The organism is Sphingobium sp. EM0848, assembly GCF_013375555.1.
In the GTDB taxonomy this organism is placed as follows: domain Bacteria; phylum Pseudomonadota; class Alphaproteobacteria; order Sphingomonadales; family Sphingomonadaceae; genus Sphingobium.
The window spans coordinates 1610970-1629424 of sequence record NZ_JABXWB010000005.1 but is presented as its reverse complement, the minus strand read 5'-3'; the positions used below and the strand labels follow the sequence as shown (position 1 = coordinate 1629424).

Sequence of the window (18455 nt, the reverse complement as noted above, 5' to 3'; positions counted from 1 at the left end):
CGTTATTTTTATTCGAAACAATCGGCGTTTATCTTGTATTGCCGATGAATATTCACTTGCCGCTAATCTAGATCAGCTCTTTTGCCTGATGCAATAAAAATTGCGCGGCAGAGATCGAATCTTACCAACTGTAGCTTCCGTGCCTCACTTCGGTTCAGATGAAGTATATTGGCATTTCATCTTGCGGCGCACCATGCGGCGGCGTTATGACCTCGGCAATCATGCTAAGGGGGGCTTTGCACGGGGTAATCCGGCAGGGTCGGGGGATAAGCCTTTGAGCGCTGTGGGGAAGATCATTTGCGGGCTGGCCGGTGCGGGCGCCCTGAGTCTGTCGGTCGCGCTACACGCTCAGGCGGACGACCATGCGCTTTTGCGGGACAGCTTCCGCGTCGGTACCGAAGGCAGCGCGCTGTGTCAGGCGCAGAGTGCCGCCGGTGATCCGGCTTCCCGAACCATGTTCGACCGCGCGTGGACGATGGTGTGCCGGGATGCGGCGCGGCCGGTCGGACAAATCTATGCCTTGCGTTCGGGCGAGGATGCGGGGTTGCTGGAGCGGCTGACGGCATCGCGCAGGGTGGCGGTCGAATGCAGTGCGGCGGGCGGCGCGACCTTGCCGGAGATCGGACCTGCGCTGATACGCAACTGTACCGGGGCGTTGGGCACCTATCGCATCGTCACGGTAGCGCGCGGCAGGACTCTTTATGTCGCGCAAGGCTATGCCGCCTATGCCAGCGCGCTTGATCTGGGCTTGCGCTCCGTCATGGCGGGACGGACCGTGCCGGGCAAGGTCGATATCGCCACGGTCGGCAGCAGCGACGCCGGTTTCGCGCGCCTGCAGGCGGCAACGCTGGACCCGCAGACGGTGCTGGCCGAGGGGTACAGGCGCAACGCGTCCGGCAATTATGCCGAAGCGGCGGAGTTTTTCGACAGTCTGACCGATCGGCTGGCGCGCGATCCCGAAACCGGCAAGCTGACCCCGGCAGAGCGGACCAACCGGGCACATGAATATCTCGTCAATCGTGGGCTGCAATTGTCCAATCTGGGCCTGTTCGATCAGGCCGACGCGGCCTTTGCCAAGGCGCGGACGATGGCCACAGGCGATGCCGTGCAACTTCGGTTGCGGCGCAATTTCGAAGCAATGCACCATATCAACCAGCAGGACCTGCAAGGCGCGCTGGCGATATTGGACCGTCCGCTGGCGGGTGGCGGGACTGCCATCGCGGAAGGGGATGCCGTGACCCTGTCGCCGGAAGTGGCCGCGGAAATGAGCAGCGGCGCATCGCAGGCACGGGCACTGGGCGCGCGCCAGGATACGGCGCTGACCCCGGCCGAGCGCGCCGCGATCATCGATGCGCAGGCGCAGCAGTTGCGCGGCACGATCCTGCGACTGTCGGGGCAGCCTGGCCCCGCGCGTGAGGTGCTGGACAAGGCGATGGCGAGCGCAGTGGCGATCCGCGACGGACGGGTGACTTCAATCGCCCGGCTGCGCGCGCAGTTGCTGGGCGAGATCGGGCTGGCCTTCGAGGATGAAGGCAATTTCGAACAGGCTGAAAATAATCTCAACCAGTCGGTGGCGCTGCTGGCGGCGCAATATCCCGAGACGGTGGCGCTGAACGGTGCCAGGGCGCGACTGGGGGCGTTCCTCGCGCGACGGGGACGCAGCGAGGATGCGTTGAAGGTCTATCGCGGCATCATGGCGTCAGCCACCGGGAATCGCGCGACGCTGACCGGCATGGCGAACCAGTTGCAGCCCTATTTCGCGTTGCTGGCGCGGGATATCCCGCAGCGGCCGGAACTGGCGGCGGACCTCTTCACCGCGATGCAGATGCTGGTGCGGCCGGGCGCGGCCGACACGCTGGAGCAGCTTTCCCGCGAATTGTCGGCGGGTGATAGCGAGGCGGCGCGGCTGTTCCGCCAGTCCGTTTCCCTGTCCCGCGACATTGAGCGCGGACGGATCGCGCTGGCGCAATTGCGGCAGGCGGCGGAGACGGACGCGACTTTGGGAGAGCAGGTCGCGCAGGCACAGGCGGATGTCGACCAACTCGCCACTGATCAGGCGAACACGCTGGCGTCACTCACAGCCTATCCGCAATATCGGGCGGTCAGTCCGCAGGGCCTGACACTGGCCGAGATGCAGGCGACGCTGAAGCCGGGTGAAGGCTATTTCAAGCTGGCTCAATTGGGTGATGCCTTCTACGCCTTGTGGATCGACGGCAGCGGGGCAACCGGCTACCGGCTGGCCGCCAGCGCGACCGAGGTGGCGCAGAAGGTGGCAACCCTGCGCGAAACGATTTCCATCGATGTGAACGGCGCGCAAACCACTTATGCGCTGGATGTGCCGGTGGCTCGCAGCCTCTATCTCGACCTTTTCGGACCAGTGGAGCAGCGGCTGTCGGCTGCGCGCCATCTGATTTTCGAGCCGGATGGGGCGATGCTGCAACTGCCGGTCAATCTGCTGATCGCAGGGCAGGCGGGCGTCGATGCCTATCAGGCGCGGGTGGCGCAGGGCGGCGACGAGTTCGATTTTCGCGGGATTCAATGGCTGGGGCGCGATCATGCGGTGAGTACGGCGCTATCGGCGCGTGCGTTCCGCGACGCGCGAGCTGCGGCACCGTCGAGCGCCGCGCAGAGCTATATCGGCTTTGGGGACAATGCACCGTTGGCAGGGCCGAAAATGACGGCTTCAACGCGTGGCGTGTTGGCGGACGGCGGAACGGACGATTGCGGCTGGTCGCCCTTGCAATGGAACCGGCCGATCCCGGCGACGGAGTTGCGCGAGGCAGCACAGGCCATCGGCGGACAGGGTAGTGAGCTGGTGACAGGTGCGGCCTTTACTGATGAGGCCGTGATGGGGCGGCGCGACCTTGACAGTTTTCGTATCCTGCATTTCGCGACCCATGGGTTGGTGACGCCGCCGCATCCGGGCTGTCCGGCGCGACCGGCGCTGTTGACCAGCTTTGCGCCGGACAAGTTTTCGGACGGGCTGTTGCAGTTTGGGGAGATTTTCGACCTGCGGCTGAATGCCGATCTGGTGGTGCTGTCGGCCTGCGATACGGCAGGTGCAGCAGGCGTGGAGACGACGCGGGCTGCGGGGCTTTCGGGCGGCGGCGGGGCGTTGGACGGACTGGTGCGTGCCTTCATCGGGGCGGGCAGCCGGGCGGTGATCGCCAGCCATTGGCCTGCGCCTGAGGATTATCATGCAACTGAAAGACTGATGGCCGGACTGTTCGCCGCCGCACCCGACCAGCCCATGGCGGAAGCACTGCGGGAGGCGCAGGTGAAGCTGATGGACGATCCCCAAACCTCCCATCCCTTCTATTGGTCCGGTTTCGCAATCATCGGTGACGGTGCGCGCCCGCTGATCGTGCACCGTTAGTCATGACTGCCGGGCTGTTGCACCGCAGCGCGCGGGTGGTTCGGGATGCCGGACGCTGGCGGCTGGCAGCGACGCTGGTGATATTGTTGCTGGCGCTGTTCGTTGCGGGCTGGGACTGGAACCGGCCGCTGGGCGAGGCGGGCTCGCAGCGGGAAATCCCAACCGCGGATGCCGAGCGGGGGCTTTACGACTGGCGTGCGGCCACCTTCGCACCGCATGTGGCGCAGGACCAGCGCATCCTGATGGTGGTCTATGACGACCAGACGCTTATCGCGACCCGCAAACGGTCGCCGCTGGACCGTGGACTGCTGGCGCGGGCGCTGCGCAATATCGACGCGATGGGGGCGAAATCCATCGGCATCGATATCCTGTTCGACCAGCCGCAGGACGAGGATGCGGAATTGCTCGCCGCGCTGCACACGATGCGCACGCCCGTCTGGCTGGGATATGCCAGTCTGGGGGACAATCGCGAGCAGATCATTTTCGAGCAACAGCAATTTCTCGACCGCTTCACGGCGCAGGCGCGAACGGCACATGTGCATCCGGCGAGCATCCGGCTGGAAACCGATGCGGACAATGTCGCGCGAAGCTGGCCTGCGCCGACACCCGGACAGCCGCCGCTGCTGACGCTCGCGATGCAGCCATCGCCGTTGTTCCGCGACTATCGGGGCGCGATCCGTTTTCGCCTGCCACTCAAACAGGCGGACGGGTCGGAGGAGCCGGTGATCCCCAGCCTTCAGATCGATATGCTGGCCGATCCCGCCATGGCGCCCGCGCTGGCGTCGATGGTCCGCGGGCGCCATGTGCTGATCGGGGGGGATATCGTTGATATCGACCAATTCGAAACACCGCTGTCCGGACGACAGGCGCGATCGACCATGATCGGGCTGGAGGTTCATGCGACCATGCTGGCGCAATTGCTGGACGGCGCGCGCCTGCCGGCTGTGCCGGAAGGGTCGCGCTGGCTGGCGGCGTTTCTGGTCATACTGGCAGCGGCGATCACCAGCCTTGCCGAATTGCGCTGGTTCACCTTGTTGCCGGCGCTCGCTGTACAGGCGGGGGCAATTGCCGGGCTGCCGCTCTGGTTACAGGCGCGGGGGTGGGACACCAAGGGGCTGCCCGCCGTGGGCTGGGGCCTGGGCTGGGTGCTGGCCTTCACCGCCATCGGCGTCGCGGCGCGCGCGGTGACTTCGCAACAGCGGCGTTTCGCGCAGGCGGCGCTGGGGAAATATCTGCCGCGTGATATTGCCGCACAGATATTGGCCGAACCCGAAAAGCTGGCCTTGCATGGGGAGAAGCGGCCGATCTTCACCCTGTTCAGCGATCTTGAGGGCTTTACGAAACTCAGCCACTCTATCGCGCCGGAAATGGTAGCGCAATTGCTCAACCGCTATCTCGACATGCTGAGCGATGTGGTGCTGGCCCATGGCGGGACCATCGACAAGTTCGTGGGCGATGCGGTCGTCGCATTCTGGGGGGCGCCGATTGCGCGGCCGGACGACGGACGCAATGCGGCTCTGGCCGCCTATGCGATGTGGCAGGCGGGGGAAGCCTTTCGCCGTGACCTGCCCCCCGGCGTTCCGCCGATCGGACGCACTCGGGTGGGGCTGCACCACGGCGAGGCGATCGTCGGCAATTTCGGTGGCGAGGGGCGCATCCAATATACCGCGCTTGGCGACAGCATGAACACGGCCTCCCGGCTGGAAGCAGCGAACAAGGCATTGGAAACAAGCGTTCTGGTGAGCCAGGAGGCCATGGCGCTGTCCGGGCTGGACTGGTGGCGGCCAATGGGGCGGGTGCGGCTGCGCGGACGGTCCACTCCGGTCGATCTGTTCGAACCGGCACCCGATTTCCCGGTCGCGGACCGGGCGGCGCTGGCCGGAATCTTGGCGGCTTTCGAGGATGAAGATGCCGATGCGCAGGCCGATGCGTTGAATCGTCTCCAAGCTCTGGTTAACCATTATCGCGATGATGCGGCGATCGCCAATCTGCTTTATCGTTATGAATCTATTGGGGAAGGATCAACCTATGCTTTGGGCTAGAGTCGCCACGCGTTGCGCGCTGGCAGCGGGGATGGTGGCAGGTCTTGGCACAGCCGCCTTTGCAGAGACCATGGTGGTCCGGGTGACCGGGCCATCTGCCGCCACGTACCGGCCCGGCAGCAAGCTCGCGGACGGCGGCATGATCGCCCTGAAGGCGGGCGATGTGGTGACGCTGCTCGACGCGAAGGGCACGCGAACCCTGCGCGGGCCGGGCAGCTTCAGCGTCAGCGCTCCGGCTGGCGCGGCAGCGGCCAATGGCGTCATGCTTTCCGCGCTGCTCGACACCAAGCGGGTGCGGCGGGCCCGGACCGGGGCCGTGCGCGGCAATGTGGGCAATACACCTGCCGCGCCGCCGCACCGACCCAATTTGTGGATGGTCGACATGGACCAGTCAGGGACCTTCTGCGTGGCCGATCCGGGAGCGGTGCGTCTCTGGCGTGCCGATGCAGCCAAGCCCGCGACGGTACGGATCAGCGGCAACAATGTTAACGCAAGCGCGACTTTTGCCGCCGGCGAGTCCGTGACGGCCTGGCCCGTTGCGGCGCCGGTGAAGGAAGGGGCGGCTTATCGCCTGAGTGATGGCGGGCGTAACACAGAAGTTCGTTTTGCCCTGCTCGGAAACGCGGCGGCACTCGATGGCGTGGCGACTGGCCTGATCGCGCATCAGTGCACGGCGCAGCTCGATCTGTTGGTGGACACGGCGGCGTTGGCCGACGGGGCAGCGCGAAATTGATAGCGCTTGTGGGCGCCCGGACGCGCTGATAACGGGCAGACACGGTCGCAAACGGGGCGGGGGTGACAGGCCAAAAGGCCTGCGCTTCCGAAAATGACAGGGCAGGGACCAGGCGGCTGCAGGGCTACGCCGGACGGTTTGGGGACGTCTATGCGCGATAAGGGGTTGGTGAAGGCATCGAGGCTGGGAAGCCTGGCGCTGGCGGCGACGATGCTGATGCCCGTGGCGGCGTTGGCGCAGGTCGCGCCGCGTGCGCCGACGCGCGAGGAATTGACGCGTGGACAACTGCCCGGCGATGCGGCGCGGGAGCATAGCCGCCTGAGCGTCGTGGGCGGGGTGGAGCGGGCGCCCTGTCCGCTCGCCGATCCGCGTTATGCCAATGTCACCGTGAATTTTGCCGATGTGCAGTTCGACGGCCTGCGCATCGTCGACCCGGCCATGCTCAAGGACAGCTGGAGCGATCTGGCCGGGCATGATGTGCCGATAGCGAGCCTTTGCGAGATACGCGACCGGGCGGCGACGGCGCTGCGGGCCATGGGGTATCTGGCAGCGGTGCAGGTGCCGCCGCAGCGCATTGAAAAGGGCGGGACCGTCCGTTTCGACATTTTCATGGCGAAGCTGGTCGCGATCGAGATACGCGGCAATGCCGGCTATAGCGAGCGGCTGATCGCCGCGCATATGGAGGCGCTGAAGGGCCAGCCGGTGTTCAACGTGCATGAGGCCGAACGGCACCTGCTGCTGGCGCGCGACCTTCCCGGCTATGACGTGCGGCTGGCGCTGCGTCCAGCGGGGACGGCGCCCGGCGAGGTCGTGGGCGAAGTGCAGGTGGTTCGCCAGCGGGTCGAGATGGATGTCAATGTCCAGAATCTCGGCAGCAATGCGGTCGGGCGTTTCGGCGGGATGGCGCGCGTGCGTTTCAATGACATGATCGGCATGGGCGACAGCACGGTCTTCAGCATCTTCAACACCGCCCAGCCGAGCGAACAGACGGTGCTGCAAGTCGGGCACAGCATGGCGCTGGGTCATGACGGGATGCGGCTGTCGGGCGATCTGACTTATGCGTGGAGCAAGCCGGGCATCGTCGGCGCACCATTGTCCTCCGAAACAATGATCGCGACGGCAGCACTCAGCTATCCGATCGCTCGGCGGCAGGCACATACGCTGCTGGCGACAGGCGGACTGGACGTAGTGAACCAGGATCTCCGCTTTGGCACGGGGACGGTGAAGGTGCCACTGTCGCGCGATCGATTGCGCGTGCTGTTCCTGCGGCTGGAGGGCGAGCTGATCGATCCGGAGAGCGTCGTCAGCACCGCCGGCTATTCCGGGATTGAGCCGAAATGGCGGATCGGCGGCGCGCTGGAGGCCCGGCAGGGCTTCAATGGGCTGGGCGCAAGCGAAAAATGCGGCGCGACCTTTGTAAATTGCGCCGTTCCAATCAGCCAATTGGATGGCGATCCCACAGCCTTTGTCCTGCGTGCGAGCGCGCAGGCGGAATATCGGCCAACGCCGGTTGTCACCTTCGCCCTTGCGCCGAGGGCGCAATATAGCCCGGACGTGCTGCTATCCTATGAGCAGATGAGCGCGGGCAATTATACGGTCGGGCGGGGCTATGATCCGGGCGTGCTGACCGGCGACAGCGGAGTCGGGGTGGCAGCGGAACTGCGCTATGGCCGGATCACGCCCAAGGGGCCGGGCGCTATAGCCTTGCAACCCTTCGTTTTTTTTGATGCGGCCTGGATGTGGCACCAGAGCGCCAATTATGCCGGGCTCGATCCGCAGAAACTTTATTCGGCGGGCGGCGGCGTGCGCGCCACATGGTCCAACCATGCACGGCTGGACCTGACGGTCGCGACGCCGCTGCGCAAGGCCGGATTCCAGACAGAGCGCGGCGACACGCGGTTGCTCTTTTCGATCACCACGCAGCTTGTGCCGTGGAGGCGTTGATGATGAACAGGTCCGGTTCTCCTGCAAGGCTGCTGCGCGGTTGCGCCAGCGTGATTGCGTTCGCCGCCATATGGCATGCGCCATCCCATGCGCAGACGGGTTTTCAGGGCACGGGAAATGTCGTGACGCCGGGATCGGCCTCTATTTCGGCGGGCAACAACGTCATTACGGTGAATGCCACGGAAGCCGTCATCAACTGGACGCCAAGCGACACCAGCGGCACCGGCGCCGTCAACTTCCTGCCGGCGGGGAACAGCGTCCAGTTCACTGCGGGTCCCAGTCCGTCATTCAGCAATTATACGGTTCTGAACCGCATCCAGCCCGTCAACGGCAGCGGCGTGGCAGTGTCGCGCATCGTGGCCCTTAACGGCACGGTGCAGTCGGATATCTTCGGCAGCACGGGCGGCAATATCTGGTTCTATGCGCCGGGCGGGATCATTGCCGGACCAAGCAGCGTCTTCAATGTCGGATCGCTGGTGCTGACCAGCAATGACATCAACACGAACGGCGGCCTTTACGGCAGCGGCGGCGAAATCCGCTTCCAGGGCACGGCGGGGAGCAGTTCAGCGGTCGAGGTGCAGGCAGGCGCACAGATCAACGCGCTGGCAGCGGGCAGCTATGTTGCGCTCGTCGCGCCGCGCGTGGTGCAGGCGGGGACCGTCAACGTCAATGGCTCGGTCGCCTATGTCGGCGCCGAAACGGCCGATATTCGCATCAATAACGGGCTGTTCGACATCACGATCACCGCCGGGACGAGCGACGCAAACGGCGTGGTGCATAGTGGCACGACGACCGGACCGGGTTCTACCGGGAGCAGCGATCCACAGCGCGTTTATATGGTCGCGGTGCCCAAGAACAACGCACTGACCATGCTGCTGTCCGGCACCATCGGCTATACGCCTGCTGTCTCCGCGATTTCCGACGATAATGGGGTCGTGCTTTCGGCGGGCTATGACATTGCGGGCGGTTTCATCGGCGCCACACCCAATGGCAGTCAGGGCGCCAACGCCACGGGCGGGATTCGGATAGAGTCGGCATCGGGCACGCCGACGCATTTCCTCAATAGCGTCACCGCATCGGCTGAACAGGGCATCACTCTGAACGCGGATCAGTTCGGTTCGATCGTCGCGGACGGCGACATGAACCTGAGCGCGGGGATGGGGGCAAATGGCGGCCGGATCGACCTGCTGACCTTCGGTGGCAGCGGTGACGCAACGACCAATGGGCAGATCAATATTGCCGGCAATCTGGCGTTGAACGCCAATGGCTATGGCGATGCCGGGATCAGCGCGCCACCACTGGTCGGGCAGGATGCGAGCGGGGGTGTCATCAATCTGGTCGCGACCGGCGGGTTGATTCAGGCCGCATCGCTGACCGCCACGGCTTCAGGTTTCAGCGGCTATGGCAACGACCGATCGGGCAATGCCACGGGTGGGACGATCGCCTTGTCCGCGTTGACCGCCACCGGGCCGATCGGGACGGAAGGCGGTACGCTGCGTTTCGGCAGCACGACGCTGAATGCTTCGGCGGGGGTCGGAAGCTCCCAGTTGCCTGCGCCGCCGGTTAATGGCGGCAACGCGATGGGGGGCAGCATCGCGCTGACGGGCACCGCCGGAACCGCCAACATCGGTGCAGCCGGGGGGCTTGATCTGGGAGCCGTGAATCTGTCGGCACAGGCATCGGGTGGCGATGCAGGATCGGGGCTGGCGGGGAGCGCGACCGGCGGCAATATCAGTGTCGCTCTCTCCAGTGGTACCCATGGCTGGGCCAGCTTCACCGCCAATGTATCCGCGACGGCAGGCTCTGCGGGCGATGGTGGCAGCTATGGTGGGGTGACTCCGGGCGCGACCGGTATTGATATCGATGTCAGCGGGACTGGCAGCCTTGGCGTCGATGGCAGCATGTCGCTTTATGCCAATGCTTCCGGGGCGGGTGGTCTTTCCTCGGGCGCGGTCTTGCGGGGTGGCCGGATTGCCGTTGCCGCGCATGATGGCGGTAGCATCAACATAGCGCAGCTTCTTTATGCAACGGCTGATGCGCAGAGCTATTCAACGGATTCCTTGTCGCTGCCGGCGCCGGGCACGCCGGATGCCATCGGCGGAACGATCAGCATCGGCGCAGCGGGCGGCAGCTTCAGCGCGGCGGCGCTCCACGCCTATGCCGACGGATCGGTGGGTCGTGCGCCGGGCATGGCGGGCAACGGTACAGGCGGCAGTGTAACCCTGTTCGCCAGTATATCGGGTGGCCAGCGGGGCCGTTTCTCCCTCACGGATTGCAGCAGTTATTTTTGCAACGCTTCGGCCAGCGGCAATGGCGGCTATGGGCTGAATGGCGGCAACGGCACGGGCGGGTCGATCCTGCTCTACGCCAGCGACGCCGATTTCTCCGCTCTGGGCGAACTGGACCTGCGCGCGGAAGGCGTAGGCGGCGGGACCACCTATGGTGTTGCCGGACGGGGCGGTGACGGACTGGGCGGCAGCGTTACCGTGGAAAGCCGCCTGGGCAGCGGATCACTGAGCTTTGGCAACCTCTATCTTTCAGCCAATGGCAATTCTGTGCCTTCTATCGAGGGCATTTCCTTCAATGACGGCAATGGCGGCAACGGCACGGGCGGGACGGCGAATGTCACGGTGCAGGGCGGCAGCCTGACAGCCAATCTGGTGGATGTTCAGGCCCTTGGCGTGGGTGGCGCTTCGGCCAGCAATTGCCCGACCTGCATAGGTGGTGGCCTGACGCCATTCCAGGCCGGGAGCGGGTTTGGCGGATCGGCAGGATTTCTGATCTCGGGCGGTACGGCGAGCATTGGCGCGCTCACCATCGGCGCGATCGGTACCGGCGGCGTGGCGGAAGGGGCGGGGACAGCCCCGTCCGTGGCGGCTCTGGCCGGAACCGGGCAGGGCGGCACCGCGCAGCTGGCATCACAGGGCGGCACATTTCAGGTCGCGACGCTCAGCATCGATGCCAGCGGTATCGGCGGTGACGGCGCTCAGGGCTATGGGATCAATGGCGCCAAGGGCGGAACCGGCGTCGGCGGAACCGCTGGTTTGCTGATGACTGCGGGCAGCAGCGGACAGCTTCTGGCCGATGGCGGTGTTGTTGTGCGGGCGCTTGGGCAAGGCGGTCAGGGCGGGGAGACCTATACTAACGATCAAGGCCTCTACAGTGCGGGCGCGGGCGGCAATGGAACGGGCGGTACGGTCAATGTGACGCTGGCCGGGGGCGCGCTGACCGCACCGTCGCTGTTCGTGTCGGCGGAGGGCGTCGGCGGAACGGGCGGCAGTGATGGCTCCGGCGGTGCGGCGGGCGACGGCATGGGCGGCACAGCGCGCTTCTCTTATCTCAACGAAGGGCATGCGATTGGCGATGTAACCGTCAAGGCTGACGGACAGGGCGGACAGGCAGGCAGCAGCCGCACCTTCACCGGCACCTATGACAGCAACGGCAATCCCATCTTCGATCTGGGCAATGGCAGCGGCGGTGCGGGTGGCCGGGGCATCGGCGGCAACGCAACCATGCTGGTCGATGTCGATCCATCCTTCGCAAACCTGATCGTCAGCGCCGATGGTATCGGCAGTGCCGGCGGTAGCGGTCTGGCGGGCACAGCGGGCGGTGTGGGCGCGGGTGGGATCGCGGCGCTGAACATCAACTTCGGCGCGACGACGGTGAGCGGCGCCCTGCGCGTGACGGCCAATGGCCTGGGCGGACTGGGCGGCGCAGGCTTTGACAATATCGGCGGAAATGGGGGCGATGCCTTTGGCGGGTCGGCCAGCATCGGCCTGTCCGGTTCGTCAACTCAATTGAACGCGGGCGATATCGGCGTGCTGGCGGAAGCGCTGGGCGGCGCGGGTGGCGTCAGCGGCCTGCGCAGCGGCACGGAACTGCCCGGCGCCAATGGCGGCAATGCCGTGGGCGGCACCGCCCTGTTCAGCGTCGGCGCGGATGCGACGGCTATTGCCGGTAATGCACTGCGGGTCAGCGGCAATGCGACAGGCGGTGTGGGCGCGTCCGGCACAGCCGGTCTGGTCGGTGGGAACGGTGGAGCGGGCGGCTATGCTCGCGGGGGCACCGCGACCCTACAGATCAACGGCGGCCATCTGACCTTTGCGAGCGGCCTGCCCAAGACGCCGGGCTACAGTATCACGGCGGTGGGTCAGGGTGGCGCCGGTGCCGATGGCAGCGCGGGCAGCGATGTGGGCCTGAGCGGAGGCCTTGGCGGGCGCGGGGGCGATGGCACGGGCGGAACCGCTGCTTTCGATGCCGCTAACGGCGACTATATGCTCGGCGGCATCACCCTGCTGGCCGATGGACTGGGCGGCCTTGGCGGGATCGGTGGTAGCGGGCCGGGCGGTGTTTCGGCGGCCGGGATGACGGGCCTTGGCACGGGCGGCGCGGCCGGCTTCGCCAATGGCGATGGCGGGACGCTGATGCCGGGCGCGCAGCGCCTGATCGACACGCTGTATATGAGTGCGAGCGGCACGACGGGCGGGCGTGTGACCATTTCCGACAGCAGCACGGCGGTTAACGGCGGACTGCACGTCAACGGATCAATCGCTCTGGTCAGCCTGGGGACGCCGGTCGCGGGTTTTTCCGGCATTTCCGTCAGCGCATCCAATGCTGTGCAAATCGGCGGAAGCGCTGATTTCACCAGCGATGGACCGCTTTCCTTCGCCTTTACCGGAGCCGGCGGCTTGACGGTGGCTGGCCCGCTGACCGGCACGTCCGGCACCGGCATTACGCTGAGCCACAGCGCGCGCCCGGCGGGCGGCGACAGCCTGTCCGCCGACAGCATCCTGTTGAGCACACCGGGCGAAGCCAGTCTGCTTTCGGCCGGATCGCTGCATGCGACCAATGGGCTGACAATCCTCAGCCAGGGCGGCAATATCAACCTTGCCAGCGGCAGCGTGCTGGATGCGGGCACCGACCTTCGCCTCTATGCGTTGGGAAGTCTCAACGGCGCGGGCGCGGGCGTGCGGGCGGGCGGATCGGTGGCCATCGGTCTGGGCAGCGCGGGCAATATCCTGCTCGGTGATCTGACCTCGGGCGGATTGCTGGACCAGACAGACGCCAGCGGCAACGCCCTGGGTACGGGAGGCATCGCGATCGGTGGGGCCTTCTCCGTTAGCGGACAATTGAGCATCGGTACGGGCAGCGGGACAATTTCCGCCGCGAATATCGGCATCGGCACCTTGCTTGCCGGTAGCCAGCAATTGACGGCGACCAGCGGCGGAATACAGATTGGCAATGCCGCCATGGCCGGGCTGTTGCAGCTTCGTGCGTTGAATGGGCTGGCGCAATTGACGGGGCAGGTGACTGCGGGCTCCATCGACATCGCCGCCAACGGCATCGCCAGCAATGGCCTTAATGCGTTGAGCGGCGACCTGCTCCTGCAATCCGCGACCAGTCTGAGCGTTGCCGATGCGCAGGCGGCGGGCGCCATTGCCATGACTGCCAGCGGAGGCGGGCTGACTATCGGCAATGCCATCGCAGGCGGTAACCTGACCTTGATTGGCCTGGGGATCAGCGCCCAGAGGCTTGGCGCGGGCGGGTTGAGCCTGCTTGACGCCGGGACGGGCGCGCTGAGCGTTGCCAACATTGCCTCGACCGGGGCGATCACCGCGAATGGCGGAACCGTGAGCCTGAGCGCAAGCGGTGCCATGATCGTAGCGCGGGCCAATGCAACAGCTGGGACGCTGACGCTGAGCGCGGGTGGCAATCTGAGCGTCTCCAACGCCGTGGCTGTCGGCCCGATGACCCTGAATGCGGGCGGATTGGCCAGCGTGACAGGGACGCTAGACGCCCCGACCATCAACATCGGGTCGAGCGATATTGTTATCGGAGGAGGGGCCCGGATCGGCAGCCTGAGTGGCACGACCGGCATTAGCTTCCAATCGGTGAATGCACAGCAGCCCGCCTATATTGGCGGCGGCGACGTGAGCGGCGCCTATAGCCTGTCAGCGGCGGAACTGGCGCGCGTCGTGGCGGATAACATTGCCATCAACGCGCCGTCCCATGGCACGGGAACGCCTGACCTCATTGTTCAGGATCTGACGTTGGGCACTGCCAATCTGGCGAGTGGAGGCGTACTGAGCATTGGCACGAGCGGGCGGTTGCGGGTGCTGGGCGCTGTGCGTCTCACCGGGCGCTCGGGTCAGGGGGGACTTGCCTTGTCGGCGGGGCAGGCGATGGAGATTGTCGCCGGACCCGGTCTGATCGACATCAGCGATGCCAATGGTGGGCTGGCGGGTGTGCTGACGCTCAGCAGCCCCAGCATCATCGCCGCGACTTTGTCGGCTATTTCCGATGTGGCGGCGGCATCCTCCCTGAACGAACGGGACGCGCGGCTGGCGCAGAATGACGAACTGCTCAACGACGCCGGTATCCTGCGCGCTGGCATCATCAACGCTCATGTCAGCAATGCCTTCTTTATCCAGAATAGCGGGATTTCGGATCTTTTTGCCGACAGGCGCGGCTTTACCGCCAATGTTCTGACAATCGCTTCACAGGGAAGCAGGCCGCAGATCGCTATCAACGGACAGCTTGTCCGGGCGACGGCCGGTTTTGCAACGGGGTTGGAGACGATCCCGCTGGTAAGGATCAGCGGTGGCTTCGCACCGGGATCGAAGATCAACGGCTGCCTGATCGGCGGTGCTTGCCTTGGTTCCGCGCTGGAAAATCATGATACGCTGAATGCGATGGTCGATCCGTCGGTGGCAGTGGGGCGCATTTTCACTCTTTCGCTGATCGAATTGCGCGATATCGCGGCGCAGGGCTATCCGCCGCTGATCGACGAGCCAGTGACCGGCGCGGGCAATGAAGATTTGTGGGAACGCCCCTGTGGTGGACCCGATGCCCGCGCCTGTAGTGACAGCGGCACACGTTGAGCTCATCTGCGAGCATCAACAAAACGGGATTGAAACAACGGGTTGAACCCGTAGAGAGAAACGCACGGTGGGATGTCAGGGGAATGAAGGCATCCGAATCAACCGGCACGGGGGCGTGACAGATGGGGGGCGGTAACGGCAAGATGATCGGCAGGTCCGTGGGTGGCATGGCGTTGGGCGTCCTGCTGCTGGCGGTGCTGTTGCTGTGCGGCTTGCCGGGCGGCGGGTCGAACGCTGCTGATGCGGCGTCGGCAGGCCGCGTCTATGTCGGCGTCGCGTCCTGCGCCGGGTCTACCTGTCATGGCCGTATGGAGGGCGATGGCAAGGTCGTTCGCCAGGATGAGCTGATGCGCTGGCAGGAGCCGTCGACACCGGGCGGCGCGCATAGCCGGGCCTTTGCCGTGCTGGGTGGCACGCGCGGGCGGCAAATTGCGGCGACGCTGGGGCTGGGCGATCCGACTTCGGCGCCGGCTTGCCTTGGGTGCCATTCTACCCCGGCGACGGCCCGCGGCGCCCGTTTTCTGCCGCAGGACGGTGTCGGTTGTGAGAGCTGCCACGGTGCAGCGAGTGGCTGGATTGCCTCACACTATGCCGTGGGCGCCAGCCATGCCGCCAATGTCACGGCGGGGATGACGCCGCTGGACCGACCGCAAATCCGGGCATCGGTCTGTCTCGACTGCCATTTCGGCAGCGCGCGGGACGGGCAATTCGTCACCCACCGGATCATGGCGGCGGGGCATCCGCGCATTTCCTTTGAACTGGACCTCTTCTCTTCGATGCAGGCGCATCATGACGAGGATGCCGATTATGCCGCGCGCAAGGGGCGGACCGACAGCCTGAAGCTCTGGGCCGTCGGGCAGGCGATGGCGGTCGAGCGGGCGCTGACTCTCTATGCAGGGGGCAAGGGTGCGGAGGGGGCTTTCCCCGAATTCTATTTCTTCGACTGCCAGAGCTGCCATCGCCGCATCTATGATCAGGCGGAGCGCAGCAAGACATGGGAAGCCAATCCTGGGCGGCCGATCCCGACGGGCATGCCGCCTTTCAATGATGAGAATATGATCATGCTGTCGGCGGCGGCACGCGTGGCTGCGCCGGGGCTGGCGGGACGGTTCGATGCCGACAGCCGGGCTTTCCATGCGGCGATTGCTCGGGATCGGCCTTCGGCGGTCGCGGCGGCGAGCAAGCTCGCGCAAAGTGCCCGCGCCTTGGCCGATGGCTTTGCGGCGGGCGGGATGCAGGGCGACATGGCTTTTGCCATCGTGCGAGAGATTGCGGGCAGCGCGATCGCGCCGCGCTTCACTGATTATGAAGGGTCGGTGCAGGCGGTGATGGCGGTCGACACGCTGCTCAACAACCTGGTGAAGTCCGGTCGCGTGACCGTGGGCGCAGCCGCAGGTATCCGCGCCGATGTCAATCGCGCCTATGCGGCGGTAAAGGAGCCGAACAGCTATCGGCCCGGCGACTTCCGCTCCGCTCTGGGCAGCGCGGCGCGCAGCATCGGGGCGCTGCAATGAAGGGGCGGCATCACCGGCTGAGCGCGCTGGCGGCGAGCGCGGCGCTGATCCTGTCCTCCTGTGGCGGGGGAGGGAGCGGCAGCGGCACGCCGACGCCCAGCCCGACACCAACACCCACGCCGACCAGCCTTTATACCGTGCCCGCGCAGGAATCGCTCACGGTCGCGGACGTCGAAACGGTGGTGGCGCATGCCGTGGCGGAGGCGCAGAAGCGGAGTCTGCCCGCCGTCATCGCCGTCACCGACCGGGTCGGCAATGTGCTGGCGGTGTTCCGCATGACCGGCGCGCGGGCGAACGCGACCACCAGCGCGGCGCCCAATGGCGACAATATCGACGCGCAGAATCTGGCTGTCCCGGCGGAAGCGGGCGCCATCGCCAAGGCGATCACCGGCGCCTATCTGTCGAGCGGGGGCAACGCCTTTTCGACGCGCACGGCGAGCATGATCGTCCAGCAGCATTTCCCGCCCGCGCCGACCACCGCAGGGCTGGAGAGCGGGCCGCTGTTCGGCGTGCAGTTCAGCCAGCTCCCCTGTTCGGACCTGAGCGTGCGCTTCGTTTCATCCGGCTCGCAAGCGATGATCGGACCGAAGCGCTCTCCGCTGGGGCTGGCGGCCGATCCGGGCGGCTTTCCGCTGTACAAAAATGGCGTGGTGGTCGGCGGCATCGGCGTGATGGCGGACGGGGTCTATGGCTCCGATTCCAATGTCCTCGACGATGACAATGATCCCGAGGAATATATTGCGCTCGCCGGGACGCTGGGTTTCGAGGCGCCCGAAAGCATTCGCGCCGACCGCATCCCGGTGGACGGCACTTTGCTGCGCTATTCCGATGCGGCCTATAGCGGATTGCTGGCGACGGGTTCGGTCAGCTTTGCCGCAATCAACGGCAGCGCGGGGAGTTTGGTCGCCGTGCGCGGCTATTATGGCGATCCTGCGCCGATGATCCTTGCGGGCATTGCCTATGGCACGGAAGCATCCGGTGTGCGTCCGGCGCGGGCCGGTGAATTCTCCAAGACCGATGCCTTCGTCCTGACCGATGGGTCGGGTAATGATCGCTTCCCGATCCGCGCCGGGACCGATGCGGGGGATGTGGCGCAGCCGCTGACGGCGACGGAAGCGTCCGCGATCCTCGAAGAAGCCTTCACCATCATGAGCCGGGCACGGGCGCAAATCCGCCAGCCGCTCGACAGCCGGGCGCAGGTGACGATCAGTCTGGTCGACACGCGGGGGCAGGCGCTGGGCATTGTCCGTTCGCCCGACGCGCCGATCTTTGGCACGGACGTCAGCTTGCAGAAGGCGCGGACGGCGGCCTTTTTCTCCGGTTCCCATGCCGGATCGGACCTGCTGGCGAGTTCAAGCGCCGACGTGGCTGCCTTTGTCGGCAAGGCGCGAACGTTTCTGAACGATCCTTCGGCGTTGACGGGCAAATATGCCTTCACCGACCGCGCCAATGGTAATCTGTCGCGGCCCTATTTCCCGGACGGTGAAGTCGGGCGTCCCAACGGGCCGTTCTCGCGGCCGATTGCGCAGTTCAATCCTTTCTCGACCGGACTACAATCGGCGCTGGTGGTGGGCGACCTTGCCGCTCATCTGGCCTATGTGACCGGCACCAGTGCGAGCGATACGCCACAGCGCTGCTCCGCCGTGCCCATGGTTTCGGGGCAGAACCGGGTGCAGAACGGCATCCAGATCTTTCCCGGATCGGTGCCGATCTATCGCGGCAACGTGCTGGTGGGCGCTATCGGTGTATCCGGCGACGGCATCGATCAGGACGATATGATCGGCTTCCTTGGCCTCAACAATGCCGGGACGCGGGTGGGCGGGATCGGCAATGCGCCGGCTGCGATCCGGTCGGACCAGATTGTCGTTGACCTCGGTAATGCGACGGTAAGGCTACGTTATGTGAGCTGTCCCTTTGCGCCCTTCCTCGACAGTTCATCGCAAAATGTCTGCGCGGGGCTTTAGG

Annotated in this window: 7 protein-coding genes; all 7 read left to right on the top strand. The window is 65.6% G+C overall.

Annotation, left to right across the window (positions count from 1 at the left end):
- Nucleotides 1-322 precede the first annotated feature (322 nt).
- The 7 genes from HUK73_RS25470 (at nucleotide 323) to HUK73_RS25440 (ending at nucleotide 18454) form a co-directional block, all read left to right on the top strand.
- Nucleotides 323-3376: a CHAT domain-containing protein gene (locus HUK73_RS25470; protein ID WP_176594830.1), complete on the top strand. Its 3054-nt coding sequence runs from the start codon at nucleotides 323-325 to the stop codon at nucleotides 3374-3376.
- Nucleotides 3377-3378: 2 nt separating this feature from the next.
- Complete coding sequence (locus HUK73_RS25465) at nucleotides 3379-5418, top strand: adenylate/guanylate cyclase domain-containing protein (RefSeq protein WP_176594515.1); 2040 nt, start codon at nucleotides 3379-3381, stop codon at nucleotides 5416-5418.
- Nucleotides 5405-6151 carry a hypothetical protein gene (locus HUK73_RS25460; protein WP_176594514.1) on the top strand — a complete coding sequence of 249 codons (747 nt, stop codon included), beginning with the start codon at nucleotides 5405-5407 and terminating at the stop codon, nucleotides 6149-6151. The genes HUK73_RS25465 and HUK73_RS25460 overlap by 14 nt, the downstream gene beginning before the upstream one ends.
- 150 nt (nucleotides 6152-6301) lie before the next feature.
- Complete coding sequence (locus HUK73_RS25455) at nucleotides 6302-8095, top strand: ShlB/FhaC/HecB family hemolysin secretion/activation protein (protein WP_176594513.1); 1794 nt, start codon at nucleotides 6302-6304, stop codon at nucleotides 8093-8095.
- Nucleotides 8095-14976, top strand: coding sequence for a histidine kinase (locus tag HUK73_RS25450; RefSeq protein ID WP_176594512.1), 6882 nt, complete (start codon nucleotides 8095-8097; stop codon nucleotides 14974-14976). Before HUK73_RS25455 ends, HUK73_RS25450 begins: the two co-directional genes overlap by 1 nt.
- Nucleotides 14977-15098: 122 nt before the next feature.
- On the top strand, nucleotides 15099-16490 hold the full coding sequence (locus HUK73_RS25445; protein ID WP_176594511.1) for a multiheme c-type cytochrome: 1392 nt from the start codon (nucleotides 15099-15101) through the stop codon (nucleotides 16488-16490).
- Nucleotides 16487-18454: a heme-binding protein gene (locus HUK73_RS25440; protein ID WP_176594510.1), complete on the top strand. Its 1968-nt coding sequence runs from the start codon at nucleotides 16487-16489 to the stop codon at nucleotides 18452-18454. Before HUK73_RS25445 ends, HUK73_RS25440 begins: the two co-directional genes overlap by 4 nt.
- Nucleotide 18455: the final 1 nt, after the last annotated feature.